11 protein-coding genes are annotated in these 15,993 nt (G+C 59.9%); 3 read left to right on the top strand and 8 right to left on the bottom strand.

The genetic code is table 11. The features are described from left to right. Window positions 1-59: 59 nt before the first annotated feature. Entirely contained in the window at window positions 60-797 is a 738-nt protein-coding gene (rph, locus tag ACWFVE_RS16910) for a ribonuclease PH (protein WP_447530426.1), read from the bottom strand. A 124-nt stretch (window positions 798-921) separates the two neighbouring features. Here rph and ACWFVE_RS16905 point away from each other — a divergent pair, with 124 nt between their 5' ends. Continuing rightward, window positions 922-1,800: a YicC/YloC family endoribonuclease gene (locus ACWFVE_RS16905; protein WP_447530425.1), complete on the top strand. Its 879-nt coding sequence runs from the start codon at window positions 922-924 to the stop codon at window positions 1,798-1,800. Between the two features lie 93 nt (window positions 1,801-1,893). Beyond that, entirely contained in the window at window positions 1,894-2,640 is a 747-nt protein-coding gene (locus tag ACWFVE_RS16900; protein ID WP_447530424.1) for a glutathione S-transferase family protein, read from the top strand. 201 nt (window positions 2,641-2,841) lie between these two features. On the opposite strand, the gene ACWFVE_RS16895 is transcribed toward ACWFVE_RS16900, so the two are convergent. The 6 genes from ACWFVE_RS16895 to hsdR all read right to left on the bottom strand — a co-directional run bounded on the left by ACWFVE_RS16895 (window position 2,842) and on the right by hsdR (window position 14,170). Then, window positions 2,842-6,390 carry an AAA domain-containing protein gene (locus ACWFVE_RS16895; RefSeq protein WP_447530423.1) on the bottom strand — a complete coding sequence of 1,183 codons (3,549 nt, stop codon included), beginning with the start codon at window positions 6,388-6,390 and terminating at the stop codon, window positions 2,842-2,844. Beyond that, window positions 6,387-7,694 (bottom strand): restriction endonuclease subunit S, encoded by a 1,308-nt coding sequence (locus tag ACWFVE_RS16890; protein WP_447530422.1) that lies wholly within the window; start codon window positions 7,692-7,694, stop codon window positions 6,387-6,389. The genes ACWFVE_RS16895 and ACWFVE_RS16890 overlap by 4 nt, the downstream gene beginning before the upstream one ends. After that, a complete protein-coding gene (locus tag ACWFVE_RS16885) occupies window positions 7,694-9,319 on the bottom strand; it encodes an N-6 DNA methylase (RefSeq protein ID WP_447530421.1) in 1,626 nt (541 codons plus the stop codon). The genes ACWFVE_RS16890 and ACWFVE_RS16885 overlap by 1 nt, the downstream gene beginning before the upstream one ends. 17 nt (window positions 9,320-9,336) lie before the next feature. Then, complete coding sequence (locus ACWFVE_RS16880) at window positions 9,337-9,588, bottom strand: hypothetical protein (RefSeq protein ID WP_447530420.1); 252 nt, start codon at window positions 9,586-9,588, stop codon at window positions 9,337-9,339. Window positions 9,589-9,663: 75 nt separating this feature from the next. After that, window positions 9,664-10,407: a Fic family protein gene (locus ACWFVE_RS16875; RefSeq protein WP_447530419.1), complete on the bottom strand. Its 744-nt coding sequence runs from the start codon at window positions 10,405-10,407 to the stop codon at window positions 9,664-9,666. Window positions 10,408-10,627: 220 nt separating this feature from the next. Beyond that, window positions 10,628-14,170, bottom strand: a complete 3,543-nt coding sequence (gene hsdR / locus ACWFVE_RS16870; RefSeq protein ID WP_447530418.1) for a type I restriction-modification system endonuclease — start codon at window positions 14,168-14,170, stop codon at window positions 10,628-10,630. 205 nt (window positions 14,171-14,375) lie between these two features. Here hsdR and ACWFVE_RS16865 point away from each other — a divergent pair, with 205 nt between their 5' ends. Continuing rightward, on the top strand, window positions 14,376-15,251 hold the full coding sequence (locus tag ACWFVE_RS16865) for a pirin family protein (protein ID WP_447530417.1): 876 nt from the start codon (window positions 14,376-14,378) through the stop codon (window positions 15,249-15,251). On the opposite strand, the gene ACWFVE_RS16860 is transcribed toward ACWFVE_RS16865, so the two are convergent. Further along, window positions 15,248-15,874, bottom strand: a complete 627-nt coding sequence (locus tag ACWFVE_RS16860) for a DNA-3-methyladenine glycosylase family protein (protein WP_447530416.1) — start codon at window positions 15,872-15,874, stop codon at window positions 15,248-15,250. The genes ACWFVE_RS16865 and ACWFVE_RS16860 overlap by 4 nt on opposite strands. Between the last annotated feature and the right edge of the window lie 119 nt (window positions 15,875-15,993).

The raw sequence follows: 15,993 nt of genomic DNA, 5'->3' as shown, positions 1-15,993 counted from the left end.
AGCCGTCAAAAAGGCCAGCTTAGCGCTGGCCTTTTGCGTCTCGATAGCGGCGTAATGGCTTATCCGCGAATGCCCAGCGCATCGCGCTGATGTTCGCGTAGCTCCTCTCCGGCCTTCTCGGCCAAATCCAGCATGGCGTTGAGTTCGGCGCGGCTGAAGGATTCGGCCTCGGCGGTGCCCTGCACCTCGATCAGCTCGTTGGTGTCGGTCATCACCACGTTCAGGTCGGTGTCCGCCTTGCTGTCTTCCGGGTAGTCGAGATCGAGCACCGGCACGCCCTTGTAGATACCTACCGAGATGGCGCTGACCAACTGCTTGAAGGGGTCGCCCTTGATCTTTTTCTCACGCTGTAGGTAGCGAATCGCGTCCAGCAGCGCCACGCAGCCGCCGGTGATCGCCGCGGTGCGCGTGCCGCCATCGGCCTGGATCACGTCGCAATCCACGGTGATCGTGAACTCGCCAAGCTTCTTCAGATTCACCGCCGCGCGCAGGCTGCGCCCGATCAAACGCTGGATTTCCAGCGTCCGGCCGCCCTGTTTGCCTCGGCTGGCTTCGCGGCCACTGCGCGAGTGGGTCGCCCTGGGCAGCATGCCGTACTCGGCGGTGACCCAGCCCTGGTGCTTGCCGCGCAGCCAGCGCGGCACGCCCGCTTCGACGCTTGCGTTACACAGCACTTTGGTGTCGCCAAACTCGACCAGCACCGAGCCTTCGGCGTGGCGGGTGTAGTCGCGGGTCAGGCGGATATCGCGCAGCTGGTCGGCCTCGCGGCCACTGGGGCGAACAACATCGGGACGCATAGCACCTCTCAATCGCGCTCAAAAGCGCATCACTCGGAAAAGCCGTCTATTGTACACGTCCTGACGGTTAAACCCGCCCCTATCGGGTAGACTGAAGAAAATGCGCTTTCAAAGGAGCTGATCAATGGGTAACACTCGCTGCGTACACAGTATGACCGCTTTTGCCCGGACCGAGCAGGCAAGCGCTTTCGGCACGCTGCAGATCGAAATTCGCTCCGTGAACCAGCGCTACCTGGACCCGCATTTTCGCCTGCCGGAGGCGCTACGCGAGCTCGAGCCCACGCTTCGCGAAACGCTCAGGCAGCGCTTGGCCCGGGGCAAGATAGAGTGCAACCTGCGCTTTGAAAGCGCCGATGACGTTCAGGCGCCCACGGTCAACCAGGCGCGGCTAAAAGAGATCGCCGACGTGCTCGCGACCATTCAGGCCCAGGTACCCGGCGCCGCGGCGCCGACGACGCTGGCGCTTTTGAATCACCCCGGCGTGATGGAGACCCCGTATCTCGACCAGGAGGCCATCAAAACCGCCGCCCACGCCCTTTTTGAGCAGGCCCTGGACGAGCTGATCGACGCCCGCGCCCGCGAAGGCGAAAAGCTCAGCGCGATGATCGAAAGCCGCCTCGATGCGGTCAGCGAGCAGGTGAGCCTGGTGCGCGGTTTTCTCCCGCAGATTCTAGAGCGCCAGCGCGCATTGCTGCTCGAGCGCCTGGAAATCGCCCGTACCGAGCTCGACCCCCAGCGCCTGGAAGCGGAGCTTGTCATGGTCGCCCAAAAGGCCGACGTGGACGAAGAGCTCGACCGCCTGGAGGCCCACGTGGATGAGGTACGCCGCCAGCTTGTTGAGCCCGGCCCCCAGGGCCGCCGGCTGGATTTCCTGATGCAGGAGCTCAACCGCGAAGCCAACACGCTCTCGTCGAAATCCGTGGTCGCCGACACCACCCGCTGCGCGGTGGAGCTGAAGGTATTGATCGAGCAGATGCGGGAGCAGATTCAGAATATTGAGTGATCGACGCTTTTGACCCAAAGCGTCGGGTTTTCGCAATGGCCGCCCCGTGCACTACGCTGTCTCTATACCGTTTAGCAGACACGAGCTTTGCCCATGCCCATAACCCTCTACGCCCATCGTCTCTCCCAGCCTTCGCGGGCTGTCGAAATTCTAGCCCGCGAGCTGGGCCTCGAGTACGACTTCCACGAGATCGACTTCGCGGGTGGTGAAACCCATGCGCCGTGGTTTGCCGAGATCAACCCCTTCGAAACCGTCCCCGCCCTGCAGGCGACCTCATCGGCAGGTGACACGTTCTCCCTCGGCGAAAGCCAGGCGATCATGAAGTACCTTTGTCGCACGGCAAGCGATCGACAGTGCGCCAAGCGCTGGTATCCGGGGGATGAAGATGCGCTTGCCTCCGCTCGGATCGACCAGTGGCTTGCCTGGATGCACACCGGCGTGCGTCGCTTCGACATGTTCCACTCCATCATGAACCTGCACCTGACGCTGCCCATGCTCAAACGCGAGATTCAGGCCACCCAGCTGAAACCGCTGCAGGATGGCCTGGCGCCGGGCCTTGGCGTGCTGGAGGCGCAGCTTGCGCGACACGCGCAGGCCGGCCACCCGCCCACGCTGCTGGGCGGCGAGCACCCCACCCTGGCCGACCTGGCCATTAGCTGCGAGCTCTACCAGATCAAGGCGACGGGCTACTCGTTCGGCGGCTACCCCCACGTGCAGGCGTGGCTGAACGCCCTGGCCGAGCGTGCGCACTTCAAGGCCGTTTGTGAAACGGTCGACGCCCAAGGGCGCGAGATCCGTGAGCAAAACGGCGAGTATCTGGCGCTGGAGGCGTTTGGGTAGCGCTTTGCGAGCCCCCGCCTGCTTTAACAGCGCTCCAGGCTGCTATAGGGGCTTTATCATGTGTCCGTCGTTTCAGAAACGGCGGGCCTTATCAGCATCAGCACCGATTAAACCGGTTTGCTGGTTAGAGGCCACGCTGAACGTTGCTTAAAGCACCCTGCCCGTACTTGCCACCAGCGCTGTGTGAAAAGGAGATTTTAATCATGTACTTTCTGTATGCTGATCTCTGACGCGCTCATCCAGAGCTTCACGCTGAAGTTTCAACTCTTCCTTCAGATCACCGCTATAAAGTACCGAGGTTTCCATGTTTCTGTACGGACCCCACCGCGCCGCGCATGCCCAATTGTAAGAACCTGCACACATGACATGATCGTCGACCATGACGAGTTTACTATGGACTCGGTTGACCGCCTTCACCGTCAAGCCGTCCTCCGCAAGTGCTTCGCAACAGCTTTCAAAGCGCGCCTTTTTTTGAGAATCCGGCTGATCACCATTGGCGGTATTAAAGCGGTAGTCGGTATAGATCGTAATGGCGATGCCCCGTATAGCCGCTTTTTTAAGCGCCGCCAGCAAGCCGGTTTCTTTCAGGCGCTTGTAGGATATCCAGGGCGAAACCATATCGAGGCGTTCACCAACGGCTTCAAGCAACTCTTTTATGCAGTTATCGTGCTCCTCTGCATCGTTGATGATGCGTGGCGTTCGGCAAAGCTCGAGCAAGTCAGGGCGTGCGATACTTGCCGTAAAGAGCAGCTCGTTTTCTTCACGGCCGAACAGATACCGTCCCAATAGATGCCGCGGCGTTCCCCTAGGGGCCGCGTCAATAACGTCCATATCGCCAAACACGAGGAAACTGTCCTTGGCGCGCGATACCGCGACGCTCAACAGTGAAGGGTCGTTGTCGATGAAACTGCCGTCGTCATGTCGCGAATACACGCCGGAAAACAGCACGATCGGGCGCTCGGCACCTTGCAAGGCGTGCACCGTGCCCACCGTCATTTCAGACTCACCCGTGCCAACGGTGATACCCCGGGTTTTACACTCTTGCTCGATCAGATTGGCCTGAGCCTTGAAGGGCGTCACGACCCCAACAATCTGCTCCAGCGGCTTGCCATGCACCACTTCCAGCCGCTCGCGCTGCTCTACCAGCCATTCGGCTATCGTGATGGCTTCCAGCCGGTTAATGCGGCTCCCGGAGGGCGGGGTTTCGGCCCGACCGTCGACATGCACGTAGCCAAAGGGTGGCAGCTCCGTATCGGTGGCGGGTTTATCACGTAACGGCTGTAGCAAGCCCTGATAGCAGAGGTCGTTGCAGTAGGCGATGATGTCATCCAAGCAGCGTCGATGTTCGCGCAGGAACATGCCCGGCTCGGCCTGTTCAAGGTAGTGGTAGCGACTGGCCGTTTGCGCGATACGCATCACACTGCCATCCACTACCGAGCGCCCGCCTTCGCGTAGCCCTTCGTACTCCTCAACGGCGTTGAGCAGACCCTGATGCGCAAGATTGCCCACATCGACCGTCTGCGACTGCGTGGCCACCGGCTTGATCTGGTGTACATCGCCAATCGCCAGTATGCGCTTGGCAAGCGCCATGGAAGCACCCGCCACATCCGGCGCCACCTGCCCGGCCTCGTCGACGATCAACAGATCGATCTCGTTGATTAGGTAATCATTGCGGTACTGGCCTTCACCTTCGAATACGCTGTGGGTCATGTGAGACGGTAGCGAGTGCAGCGTCGACACGATGCAGGGTGTGAGCATCATGCGGCGGCGCCAACGAGGGCGTACCTTTGAAAGCCCCGGTTTCTCCTTGCCCTTGGCCGTCTGCTCTGCAAGCTCCTCCGAGCGCTCGGCGCAATCCTCTAGCCAGCGCGCCTCCCAGTAGTGTACCGCCAGTTGAAAGAGCTGAAAGCGTAGCGTGGTATCCAGCCCCTGATCAAAGGTGTCGAACGAGGCGGGTAGCGCACTAAAGCCCAGCGCCTGATACGCCGTTTCAAGCCTTCTCGTGGCTTGCTCGATCTCTTGCAAGTTCCGCTGGCACTCGGCGACAAACGCTTTTTTTTGCGCGATGACGTCGCGCTTTTTACCCAACCAGGCATTCAGTGTGGCATCAATGGCACCGGCCGAGCCCGCCTGCTCGATTAACCGTTGGGCGTCATCGCTAAAATGCTCATCGATGAACAGCTCGCGCCGCAGGCGGCGCTTTTTGGCAACCGGTGGCAGCACGGCAAAGAGCGACAGCCACATGGGTTCGTCAGCGCAAAAGCGCTGCCATGCTTTCAGGTCCGCTTTGATGGCATCGTATTCTGTTTGCAGGCCGGTAAGTACGTTTTGCTTATGGGCCAGCGCCTCCTCGGGGGGATCACCGAGCTTTTCAGCAAGCTGAGCGATAAGTGTGGCCCGAGCCGCCCAGTGCTGCTGAAGCTTTGAAAGCCTTGCCTGACGCTCTGTCAGCCGCTGGTGAAGTTGCTGGCGAACGGCGTCTATGCGCGTGAGCGAGTCATCATCCAGCGCTTGCCTGGCATGCTGAAGAAAAACCGTCTCGGCACTATCAAGGTACTCCGGCGATTCAACGTGGCGATAGAAAGACGGAGTCTGGTAAGACTTTGATGCCTCGCCTTCCTTGCTGAAAGCGCAGTAGTAGCCGCCGTAGCTGGTAATCTTGGGTAGCCAGCGCTTACCAAAGGCGCCCCCGGTTTCCTCGAAATCCTTGGCAAAGGCTTCGAGCACGTTGGTGACGGCCTGATTGTTGGTCGAAGCGGCGACGATCAATGGCGGCTCGGTTTTATTGAGCGCCGCTTTTACCCACAGCGAGGCAACGGCCGAGAGCACGAAGGTGGTCTTGCCCGTGCCCGGCGGGCCGTTGACCGCCAGTATTTCGCCTTCCTCCATGGCCATGACCTGCGCCAGCGCGTCGCGCTGGGCAATGGCCAGCGGGTACTGCGAGTTGGCGTGGCCCAGCCGATGCGCCATTCCGGATAACGGCGCGACGCAGGGCCGGTACGTCTCGACGCGTGAAAGCGCGTAGTTTTCCAGCAGCGGCAGCGTCGGCTCGTTTTTCGAGAGCCAGTCGTAAAGGGCAATGATCTTGTCAGCCGCGCCCAACTGCTCATCGACCTTGGCAATGCGCGCCTCGTCGGCGCTGACGAACACGTCTCGCAAAAGGGTTTTGGGATAAAGCTGATCGAACAAGCGGCGCGACAGGTCATAGTAGGCCTGCCAGCGCTCGTCATGTGTCTGACGTGTTTTATCTTCAAGCAGCGTCTGGGCTTCGCTCTTTGACCACGTTTGCGGCTCGGCCTTGCTCAGGAAGCGGTCCTGTTCGGCAACGCTTGCCAGCGTGAACCGGTCATCGGCCTGGGGCGCCAGCAGGTCGCGGGGTATCACCGGCGGCTCGGCGGGAATCAGGCGGCCGTCGCGGGCGACCCACAAACCACAGATCAATGGCGTAATGATCTCGGGATAGAGCGCGCTTTTTTTCGCGCCGTGTTCCTGCAACACCTTGTATACAGCCGGTCGCAGTACCACCTGCACAAGCTGAGTAGACGTCTCCTCATTCTCGAAAAGGCGCTTGAGTACCGGATGGTCCATCGGTATACGCCCTTCCCGGTATACCGTGCTGTCGAGCCGCTCTGTTTTATCCAGATCTTTGTGGCGCAGAGCGCCTTGCCCGCTCTCTGCATCCGCCAGCGAGTTGCGCCAGTAGCGAAGCCACTGCCGGGCCGTGGGCGGGGTGGTCTCTGCTTGGCTCATGCGGTCGCCTTCTTCCTTGTACGTTTAATTGGCGCCTGCGCGGCGCGCTCCGCCTTGATGCGCGCCAGAAGCGCCTCGGCACTGTTGTCGCCGCTGATCAGCTCCGGGTTGTCGTCCCGCCACTGCGCGGTCAGCTCGCCACGGAAGGCTTTGGCGAGGATCGACTGGGTGAGCTGGTTGACGCGATCGAGGGCGCTATTGACCTGACGTTCGATGGTGTCGGCGTAGGCGAAGAGCTGATCGACCCGGCGGACGATTTCGGTTTGTTCTTCAATGGATGGCAGATGAATAGGCATCTTTTTCATAGATCCAACATTGAAGTGCTGTTGAGCTACTCCAACTCGATTTTCTAACACATTTTTCTTTGCAATCTCAGAGTTCATGAAAATACATCCAAACTCTGAAACCAGTTTATCTGCCGGTCTTGCAATCACTAAATCTGAACAATTAGCGACACCTAACGATTCTGGAATTACACAGGTCGTACCTGGTGCGCCAGAACGCACAATTGCAAGGTCGCCTTGTTCAAGCCTAGATTTATAAATCTTCTGGTGGAATTCTTCGGATATATAAAGCAGGTTTGTTGGCGAAAAATGAAATGCTCTTACATTTTGAGAACGTAAAAATGGAACACCATCTTTTTCATAGCGATCACCCATCTTTCCCACATAGCCAACAGTGATCTCGCAACAGATATCAGCAAAGGTAGTGTTTTTCCAAGAATTAAAATCAAGACTACGATCAACTCGCCACTCCTCCGTCAACCGCCCACTCACCGCCGCCGCAAGTACGGATTGGCGGAAGCGTTTGAGTATCTCGGGAATGCGTTCGAGGCGGGCCTTGGTGTTGTCCACCTGCGCCAGCAGGGTGTCGAGCTTATCGGCGATGACCTTTTGTTCGGCGAGGGGGGGAACTGCAAAGTCCAGTTCTTTTAAGAATTTAAAATGTCGTGAGTAACCTTTATCGGGTATTTCTAACGCTCGCATTTGAAAATATGCGAAACGTGGCAAGAGATACATATCTGGCTGAAGGACTTTAGTGCCATCCGCCCCAGGGACAAAATCAAAGTCGACCCACTTTATTGCTCGAGTATGATCGCCGAAGACAATTATCGGTTTAGATATGGCGATCAATTTATCAGGATCATCAACGTAACCTGCGACTTTACCTTGCCCTTGATCAATAACAGGAAATTTGCCGACTTCTAAACAGTCTTTTGTTTTAACCTTCTTGCCTGTTGTAGAAATTTGACTAAAACCAGTTGCCGCTTTTACCCGCACCCATTCTGCTGGAGTAGTAGGCATCATTCCCCTCCACCCATCATTTCTTTCAACAACACCCGCTGCCCGTCAGCCTCGTCCTCGGCCCCCAGCTCACGCATCAACCCATCCAGTTCGCCCAGCGCCTGCACCAGCTCGCTCATCGCTTCCCCGGCCAACACCTCGGGCGCGGGCAGCTCACTAGCATCGACGCTGTCCTTGTCCTTGAGCCAGCTGATGTCCAGCGAGTCGCCCTTGGTGTCGCGAATCCACTCGCGCGAGAAGCAGCGCCAGCGGGATTTGGCGAGGCGGTCATCGCTCACGCCCTGGTTTTCCTCAGCCGCCTCGGCATCCACGGCGATCTCGTCGGCGTTGAACGACCATTCGCCTTCACGGCGGGGGCTTTGGCCGTTGGGGTCGTCGCCGTACACCGCCTCGAACGGGGTCAGGTGCTGTTTACCGAACGGTGTGCGCTTGCCGAAGCTCGGCATGTTGGTGCGCAGGTCATACACCCAGACGTAGTCGGTGCAGCCGGTGTCCTGGTGCTTGTCCTCGGCCGCGCCTTTGGTGAAGAACAGCACGTTGGTCTTCACGCCCTGGGCGTAGAAGATGCCGGTGGGCAGGCGCAGGATCGTGTGCAAGTGGCACTTGTCCATCAGGTCGCGGCGCACATCCGCGCCTACACCGGCTTCAAACAGCACGTTATCCGGCAACACCACCGCGGCGCGGCCGCCGGGTTTCAGGTTGCGGTAGATGTGCTGCAAGAAAGCGAGCTGCTTGTTGCTGGTCTTGAACGTCAGGTCGTCGCGGGTAATGCTCGCGTCACCGCCCTTGCTGGTGCCAAAGGGCGGGTTGGCGAGGATCACGTCGGCTTTGGCAAGGCTCGCCCCGGCTTGGCCCAGGGCATTGCCCAGGTGCACCACGCCCTCGTCGTCGCCCTCCATACCGTGGAGCAGGCAGTTCATCAGCGCTAGGCGCCTTGTGCCGGGAACCAGCTCGATGCCGGTAAAGGCCTTGTTCTTCTGAAACGTTTGCTGTGCTGCGGTGAGGTCCCACAGATCGTCGGTCTGGGACTTGATATAGCGGTCGGCGGCGATCAAAAAGCCTGCGGTGCCGGCGGAGGGGTCCTGCACGGTTTCCCCGGCCTGGGGTTTTACGCAGCGCACCATCGAGTCGATCAACTGGCGCGGCGTGAAGTACTGCCCGGCGCCGGATTTGGTCTCGTTGGCGTTTTTCTCCAGCAGGCCTTCATAGAGATCGCCCAGGCCATCTGCCTGGGCGCTGAACCAGTCGATGCCGTCGAGCGCCTTGATCATCTGCTCCAGGTGGCGCGGCTCGCGCAGCCGGGTCTGGGCGTCGGCGTAAATCGCACTGATCAGCGGGTCGGCATGTACCACGTCACCGTTGCCATCGCGACCGCTGGAAAGGCTTAGCAGAATGCGCTTGTAGTCATCCAGCAGATTAAGGCCGGATTTGTTGTTCAGGTCCGTCCAGCGGCAGCCTTCCGGCAGCGGGTGGCGCTCTAATGTGCCCGCCTCGGTGTTCTCGTGAACCATCTTGATGAACAGCAAAAGCACCAGCTCGGTGACGTAGTCCGAGTAGTTGATGCCGTCGTCGCGCAGCACGTCGCAGAGGTTCCAGAGCTTTTGGACGATGTCGTTATTGGACACAATAAATTCCTGTTGGGTTATCCACGCTCGAGGAAGAGCGCCATTAAAGACGTATTGATGTAAAAGTTGCTGCGGCCGACCCTGGTTTTATCGAGCAAGCCGATGCTAACCAGCTCATCCAGATATTTGGTGGCAGTGATGCGGCTAACACCCAGATCCTCCATTATGAAATCGATTTTGGTATAGGGGTGGTTGAACAGATTATTCAGCAGCTCTTGTCGGTAGATCTTGGGGCATTCTTCACGCATGCGGTGTTTGGTGTGCTGCATCAGGTCGCGTATCTGAGCGATGAGATCAACGGTTTGACGGGCGGTCTGGATGACGCCTTCCAGTATGTAGAGCAGCTAGGGCTCCCAGTTGCCAGTGTCGCGTACGGCCTGCAGCTCTCGGTAGTAGCTCGCCTTGGTCTGGATCAGATAGCGGCTCAGGTAAAGTACCGGCAGGTCGAGCAGGTCGTTTGCGACCAGATAGAGCATGTTGATGATGCGCCCGGTTCGGCCGTTGCCATCGTAAAACGGGTGAATGCTCTCGAACTGGTGGTGAATGATGGCCATTTTGACCAGCGGGTCACCGTCGCACAGCTCGTCATCGTTGATATAGGCCACCAGGTTAGCCATCAGCTCTTCTATTTCCAGAGCCGACTGAGGCGGCTCATAGACCACTTTACCGGTGGCCTGGTTTTTGAGGGCTGTCCCGGGGAGCTTGCGCAGGCCTGCACGATTTTTTTCGATCATTTGCTGGATGAGTAGAATGTCGTTCAAGCGCATCAACCGGGACTGTCGAACGCTGTGGAATCCTGCCCGCAGCGCACTGGCATAATCCTGAACTTCCTTGGTTTCCGGAGAGATGCTGGCCTCATCGGCGACGACCGCCCGGTATAGATCATCCTGGGTGGTGATGATGTTTTCGATTTCAGAGCTGTGCCGGGCTTCCTGCAGGGTGAGGGTATTGATCAGAATTTCTTCATTGGGAATGGTCGCCGCCACGCCCTTGAGCTCTGCCAGATACCGATGGGCTTGCGCTGCTTTTTTTAGCACGGCGCGGGTTTCCCACTGCTCGAGGGATTCAAGGGGCAGGGTGGGCAGCACAGCGCCTCCTTTTCAGCTTGTGTATAGAAAGTTTAGAAAACTATACATGCTCTGATCGATATGCAAAGAAAAACGGATTTTCTTTGCATGTTGAATCTTACCTGTATCAATAGCAGGAAAAATTATATGTTTTACGTGCTTCCCAACCCCGAGCCATGTCGAAAAAACCACGAAAAATCGACACAGGTTAAGCCCATGTCGACGCTATCTACATGCTTGCTTAGGCGCTGCGGGAAGGCCACATCGCCTCAATAAGTTCTTCCAGCACGCCATCCAACTGGTCATCAAGTACCTTGTCCAGCTGTTTGGCGCCGCCGGGCAGGGCGGGAAGCTGGTTGACCGCCTCGCGGTCGAGAATCACTTCGTGGACCAGTTGCTTGGCCAAGCGCTGTAGCCACTTGCGTTGGTTGGCGTTCCAGGCGTGCTGGGTGAGGATCGTGTCCATCGCCTCGGCCACGCGCTGTTGGAACGGCTTGAGCGGCTCGCCAAGGGCCGCGCGGCGGATGTGACCGATAATGCTGGCGGCGATGTCCTGGTTGGTCTGGTTGCGCACCGCGCTTTGCAGGTTGGCCTCGGAGTAGCCCTGGCCATCCAGCAGCAGCTTGACCTCTTTGAGCTGTTCGCGGGTCAGGTCGCGGGGCGCGTTGACAGCGACCGCCAAGGCGGCGGAGTGGTTGAGCTGCTCGTTGATGAAGGTGTTGAAGCTGTCGAGGTAATCCTCCGGGCGCTTGTGCACGCCGTAGCTCTGGCTGCGCTCGCGGATCTCGTCGTCGTGCTCGGCAATCACCGGCATTCGCTCGCTGCCCACCAGGTGTTTCACCTCGGCGAGCTGGTTGATGAGGTTGTGGTGCGTGGCCAAAAACGCCGCGGCCTCTCTGGGGCCCAGCGCTTGCAAGTGCTCGTGGAGCTTGCCGGGCTCGACGCCCCATTGGCTGTGCAGCTCGGCGAGTTTCGTCTTGAGCGCGGGCTTTTGCTCCCCCTTGGCTTTGGCCTCGGCCTTACGCAGCACGCGCATGACCTTCTGACCGAGCTGGTCGAGCACCGCATCGGCCTGGCTCTGGTTGGGCGTGTCACCAGGGCTTTGCAGCGCGTTTTCGAGCCGCTGGGGGTCAGAGAGTTCACCCACCAGCTGGGCAAGGCTGATGTTTGGGTCGCGCACCAGCGGTTGCATGGTGTTGACCTCGGCAAGGGCGGCGTAGATATCCACTGGGTCGTAAAGGGTGAAGACGGTCTTGCCGATGTCGTCGCAGCGCCGTGTAGCACGGCCGATCATCTGTTCGAACAGAATGCGCGAACGCACCCGGCGCAGGAACACCAAATGGCAGATGCGGGGCACGTCGATGCCGGTGGTTAAAAGGTCGACGGTTACGGCGATGTTGGGGTAGCGCTCGTTTTTATAGCGGCGGATGAGCTGGCTGACCTTGTCGCTCTTGCCGGTGATCTTGGCCACGGCGGCCTGATGGTAGCTCTTCCCATAAAGCGCTTTAAAGGCGATATCCAGCGCGTTTTTGACCATAACGGCGTGAGATTCTGTGGCGCAGAAAACCAGTGTTTTTTCGTCGCCGAACGGGTCCAGTTCCTTGGCAAGCTGCTCGCAGATCACCCGGTTGAAATCGGGGGCGATGACCTGGCGGTTGAAGGCCTCGACCTCGAAGCTCAGCTCGTCCTCGAGCTCGGCGGTGTCGACTTCGCCGGTCTGCGGGTTGAGCACCTCGACGGTGGCGCCCTTATCGAACTGGATGCCCTCCTGGGTCAGCAGCGTTTCGTAGCGGATGGGCGGCTCGTGGTCGATCAGCCAGTCGTCCGCCACCGCTTCCCGGTAGGAGTAGGTGTACACCGGTTTGCCGAAAATCTCGCTGGTGTGGCGTGCCGGGGTGGCGGTTAGGGCGATTTTGACCGCGTCGAAGTAATCCAGCACGCGGCGGTAGCTTGAGAGGTACTGGCCGGGGTCGCGGGTGGCAAGCTCGCCCTCGGTCATCTCCTGGTCGAGGGTATAGCCGCGGTGGGCCTCGTCGATGATGATGCAGTCGAACTGGTCGATGGGCGGTGGGGCGTCGCTTGCGAAAATGCGCTTCACCATGGCCTGCACGGTGGCCACCTGCACGCGAGTTTCAAGCTCCGCCACCTTGTCGCCCAGCTCGGCGACGTTATAAATGCTCGAGAGCGTGTGGTTCTGCTCGAGCGGCGCTTCGTTGAAGGCATCCACCGCCTGGTCGCCAAGCGCCGTCCGGTCGACCAAAAACAGAATGCGGTGAAAGCGCTCGGTTTTTAAAAAGCGATACATCAGGCCGATGATGGTGCGGGTTTTGCCCGTGCCGGTGGCCATGGCCAGCAGGGCGGTGCGCTGCCCGTGCGCCAGCGCCTGCTCGGTCGCGGTAATGGCCTTCTGCTGATAGTCGCGCAGGTTCAGGTAGCCGAAAGGTTCGCTTTGCAACAGCTTCTCGGCGTTGCACCGGTCGCGCTCGAGCAGGTTCACCAAGCCGCCGGGTGTATGAAAGGTAGGCAGGGCGCGGCGCAGGTTGCTGGGCTCGCGCACGTCGCGAAACCAGGTGCCCGACTGCTCCTTGAGCTGCGGCACGTAAGGGCGACCGTTGCAGGAGTAGACGAAAGGCACCTTGTAGTGGGCCTCTTCCTCAAAGGGCCAGGCAACGGTGCGCCCGGCTAGCGCCCAAGCACCCACCAGCGGCGGCGCGATGCTTAACCCCTTGCTGTAGCGCTCGGCCTGGTCGATCTTGCCCGCAACGTTGACGTTCTCTTTTTTGGCCTCGACCACGGCCATCGGCGTCAGCCCCACAAACAGCACGTAGTCGGCCTGGTCCTGCTTGCCGGTGGCCTTGCCGCTACTGGGCCGGCAGGGCCACTCACTGATGGCGCGGTAGGTGCCTTTCTCGGGCCGCGCGCCCTTGGCGTAGGTGAGTTCCTGGCTGTCGACCTCCCAACCGGCCTCCTTGAGCTGCTTGTCGATCAGTAGCCGGGTGAGCTCTTCGCTGAGCTCCAGCGACTGGCTGGCGGCTTGGGTCTGGGTGGCGACTTTTTGAAGCTGCTGGCTCTTTTGCTGCTCACTCTGCACATCGAGCTTTTGCTGGAGCGCCTGAATTTTCTGCTCGTAGGCCTGGCGCTGGGCATTCAGCGTCCGTTCGTTTTGCTGGGCCTGTTGGCTGAGCGTTTGCGCCTCCTCGTCCATGGCGTAGGCCAGTGCTTCGAACTCCTGCTTCTCCCTTTCGACCAGTTGGCTGAGCTGTTGGCTGCTGTCCAGCGCCAGATTGGCGCTTTTAAGCTCGTGGCGCAGCTGTTCTATATCGCCCTGCAGTTGGCGCAGCTCGATGCTGGGGTCGCGGGGTGGCACGAAGGCGCCGGGCTTGAACGCCGTACCTGCCTGGCCAAAGGAGCGGTGAAACCAGATCGCCAGCTCCCGGGCGAGGCGTAGGCCGTCCATCGCCTCCTTGTGCTGAGTGCGAAACTGGTGCGTGGCCTTGTTGCCTTCGATGCGCAGGGTGTGAAACAGCTCTTTAACCTGAGGCTCCAAACCAAGCTCGCGATTCAAGCGGTAGAGCAGGTCGGCCTGGCTGGTTTGCTCGTCGAACTCGATGCCAGAGACCGCCGCCATATGCTGGGCGAGCGCCTCACCGAGCTGGCGCAGCTTGATCAGCGTGGTATTGGGGTCGTTGGCAAAGGCACGCTCGGCGGCCGCGGCGAGCTCGGCCAGCAACGCGTCGTGCTCGGCCAAAAAGCCAAAGTTCGTGGGGGCGTGTTCGGTCGTCATTCCCAGGGCGCTCCGTTCTTGGCTCTATATGGTTTGGCCGTACCGTACCGGCATACTAATCGAACCCGCTCATGACGTTAAGACAACTTTAGGTGGCAGCGCCGACCTCCGCTCGATTTACTTCAACCAAACCCGGGAGATTATTCGCTCCTCAATCGCGGCGTCGGGTTTTACACTGGGGATATTCTGGATAAAGGAGCTCCTCATGTCCGCAGCGAAGCCTTCCACCCCCCGCCGCGTCATCGCCCAGCACGCCGCCCGCCGGGACGATATCGGCGACCTGACCACTCGCCGCCCGCTACCGGGACCCGGGCTCGATCAGCTCGACCCGTTTCTGTTTTTGAATCACCACGGCCCGCAGACCTACCCGGCCAATAACCAGGGGCTGCCCTTTGGCCCGCACCCGCACCGCGGGTTCGAGACGGTCACTTTTATTCTCGAGGGCTCGCTTGCCCACGCCGACAGCACCGACCACCAGAGCGTGATCCATGAAGGCGGTGTGCAGTGGATGACCGCGGGCAGCGGTATCGTTCACGCGGAAGTCTCGCCGCCCGAGTTCAAGCGCGAGGGCGGGCCGCTGGAGATTCTCCAGCTCTGGATCAATCTGCCGTCAAAACTGAAGATGAGCGACCCGCACTACGTGGGCCTGCAGCAGCAGGATATCCCGGCGCTGGCGCTTCCCGGCGGCGGCGAGCTGAACCTGATCGCCGGGCAGTGGGACGACAAGACCGGTCCTATCGAGGCATTGACCGGCATTTTCATGTCGACCCTCACGCTGCCCGCGGGCACGAGTGAGACGCTGCCCGTGGCCGTTGGCCGCCAGGTGTTTCTCTACGTGGTGAACGGCGAGGTAAGCGTGGGCGGCGAGCCGGTCAAGGCCCACCACCTGATCGAGGTCGACCGCGAGGGCGAGACCCTCGAAATCGAAGCCTCATCGGGTGCGCGGCTGCTCTTTGGTCACGGTGACGTCATCGACGAGCCGATCTTCTCCCACGGCCCCTTCGTGATGACCACCCGCGAGGAGATCGTCCAGGCGGTCGAGGACTACCAGGCGGGCAAGTTCGGCGGGTTGAACGCCTAAAGCGGCTCGCCCCGGTAGTAGTGCCATAGAAAAAGCGAGCCTACGCTTCGCCAGGGCGCCCAGTGCTCCACCAGCTGGCGCGCCTGCTTGGGCGTGGGCTTGTCATCCATGCGCTTCAGCCGGCCCAGGGCGACGCGCAGCGCCAGGTCGTCCGCGGGGAAAATATCCGCACGCTTGAGCGAGAACATCAAATAGATCTCGGCGCTCCAGCGGCCAAAGCCTCTGAGTTCGGTGATCGCGGTAATCGCAGCGTCGTCGTCCAGCGCCTCCAGGCCGTCGGCGCTGAAGGTGCCGGCAAGCTCCGCCTCGGCCAGGCCCTTGGCGTACTCGACCTTGCGCCAGGAGAGCCCGGCGTCGCGCAGCGCTTGGCCTTCGACCTCCATCACCGCCTGGGCGTGAAGATCCGGTAGCAGCGTATTCACGCGGCCCATGATCGCCCGCGCCGCGCCGGTAGAGATCTGCTGGCTGACGATGGTCGAGAAGAAGGTGGCGAAGCCCTTGTCGCGTTGGCGCGGGGCGGGCGGACCCACGTGCGCTAGGGCCCGGGCGATATCGCGGTCGGCCTCGGCAAGCGCGGCCATGGCGTGGTCGAGGGTGGGCTGGGTAGAGATATCGAACGACATGAATCACCAATGGTTAATGAGCAAAATAATGTTCATTAGAGTCTACTCTGAGCGCTGGTGCGCAATAAAGTGCACAAAATAAGCCCCTGAGCTATAATTTTGAGTAATAAATTACTCAA

This window comes from Vreelandella mediterranea (genome assembly GCF_970647075.1).
This window is presented reverse-complemented; position numbering and strand designations above follow the sequence as displayed.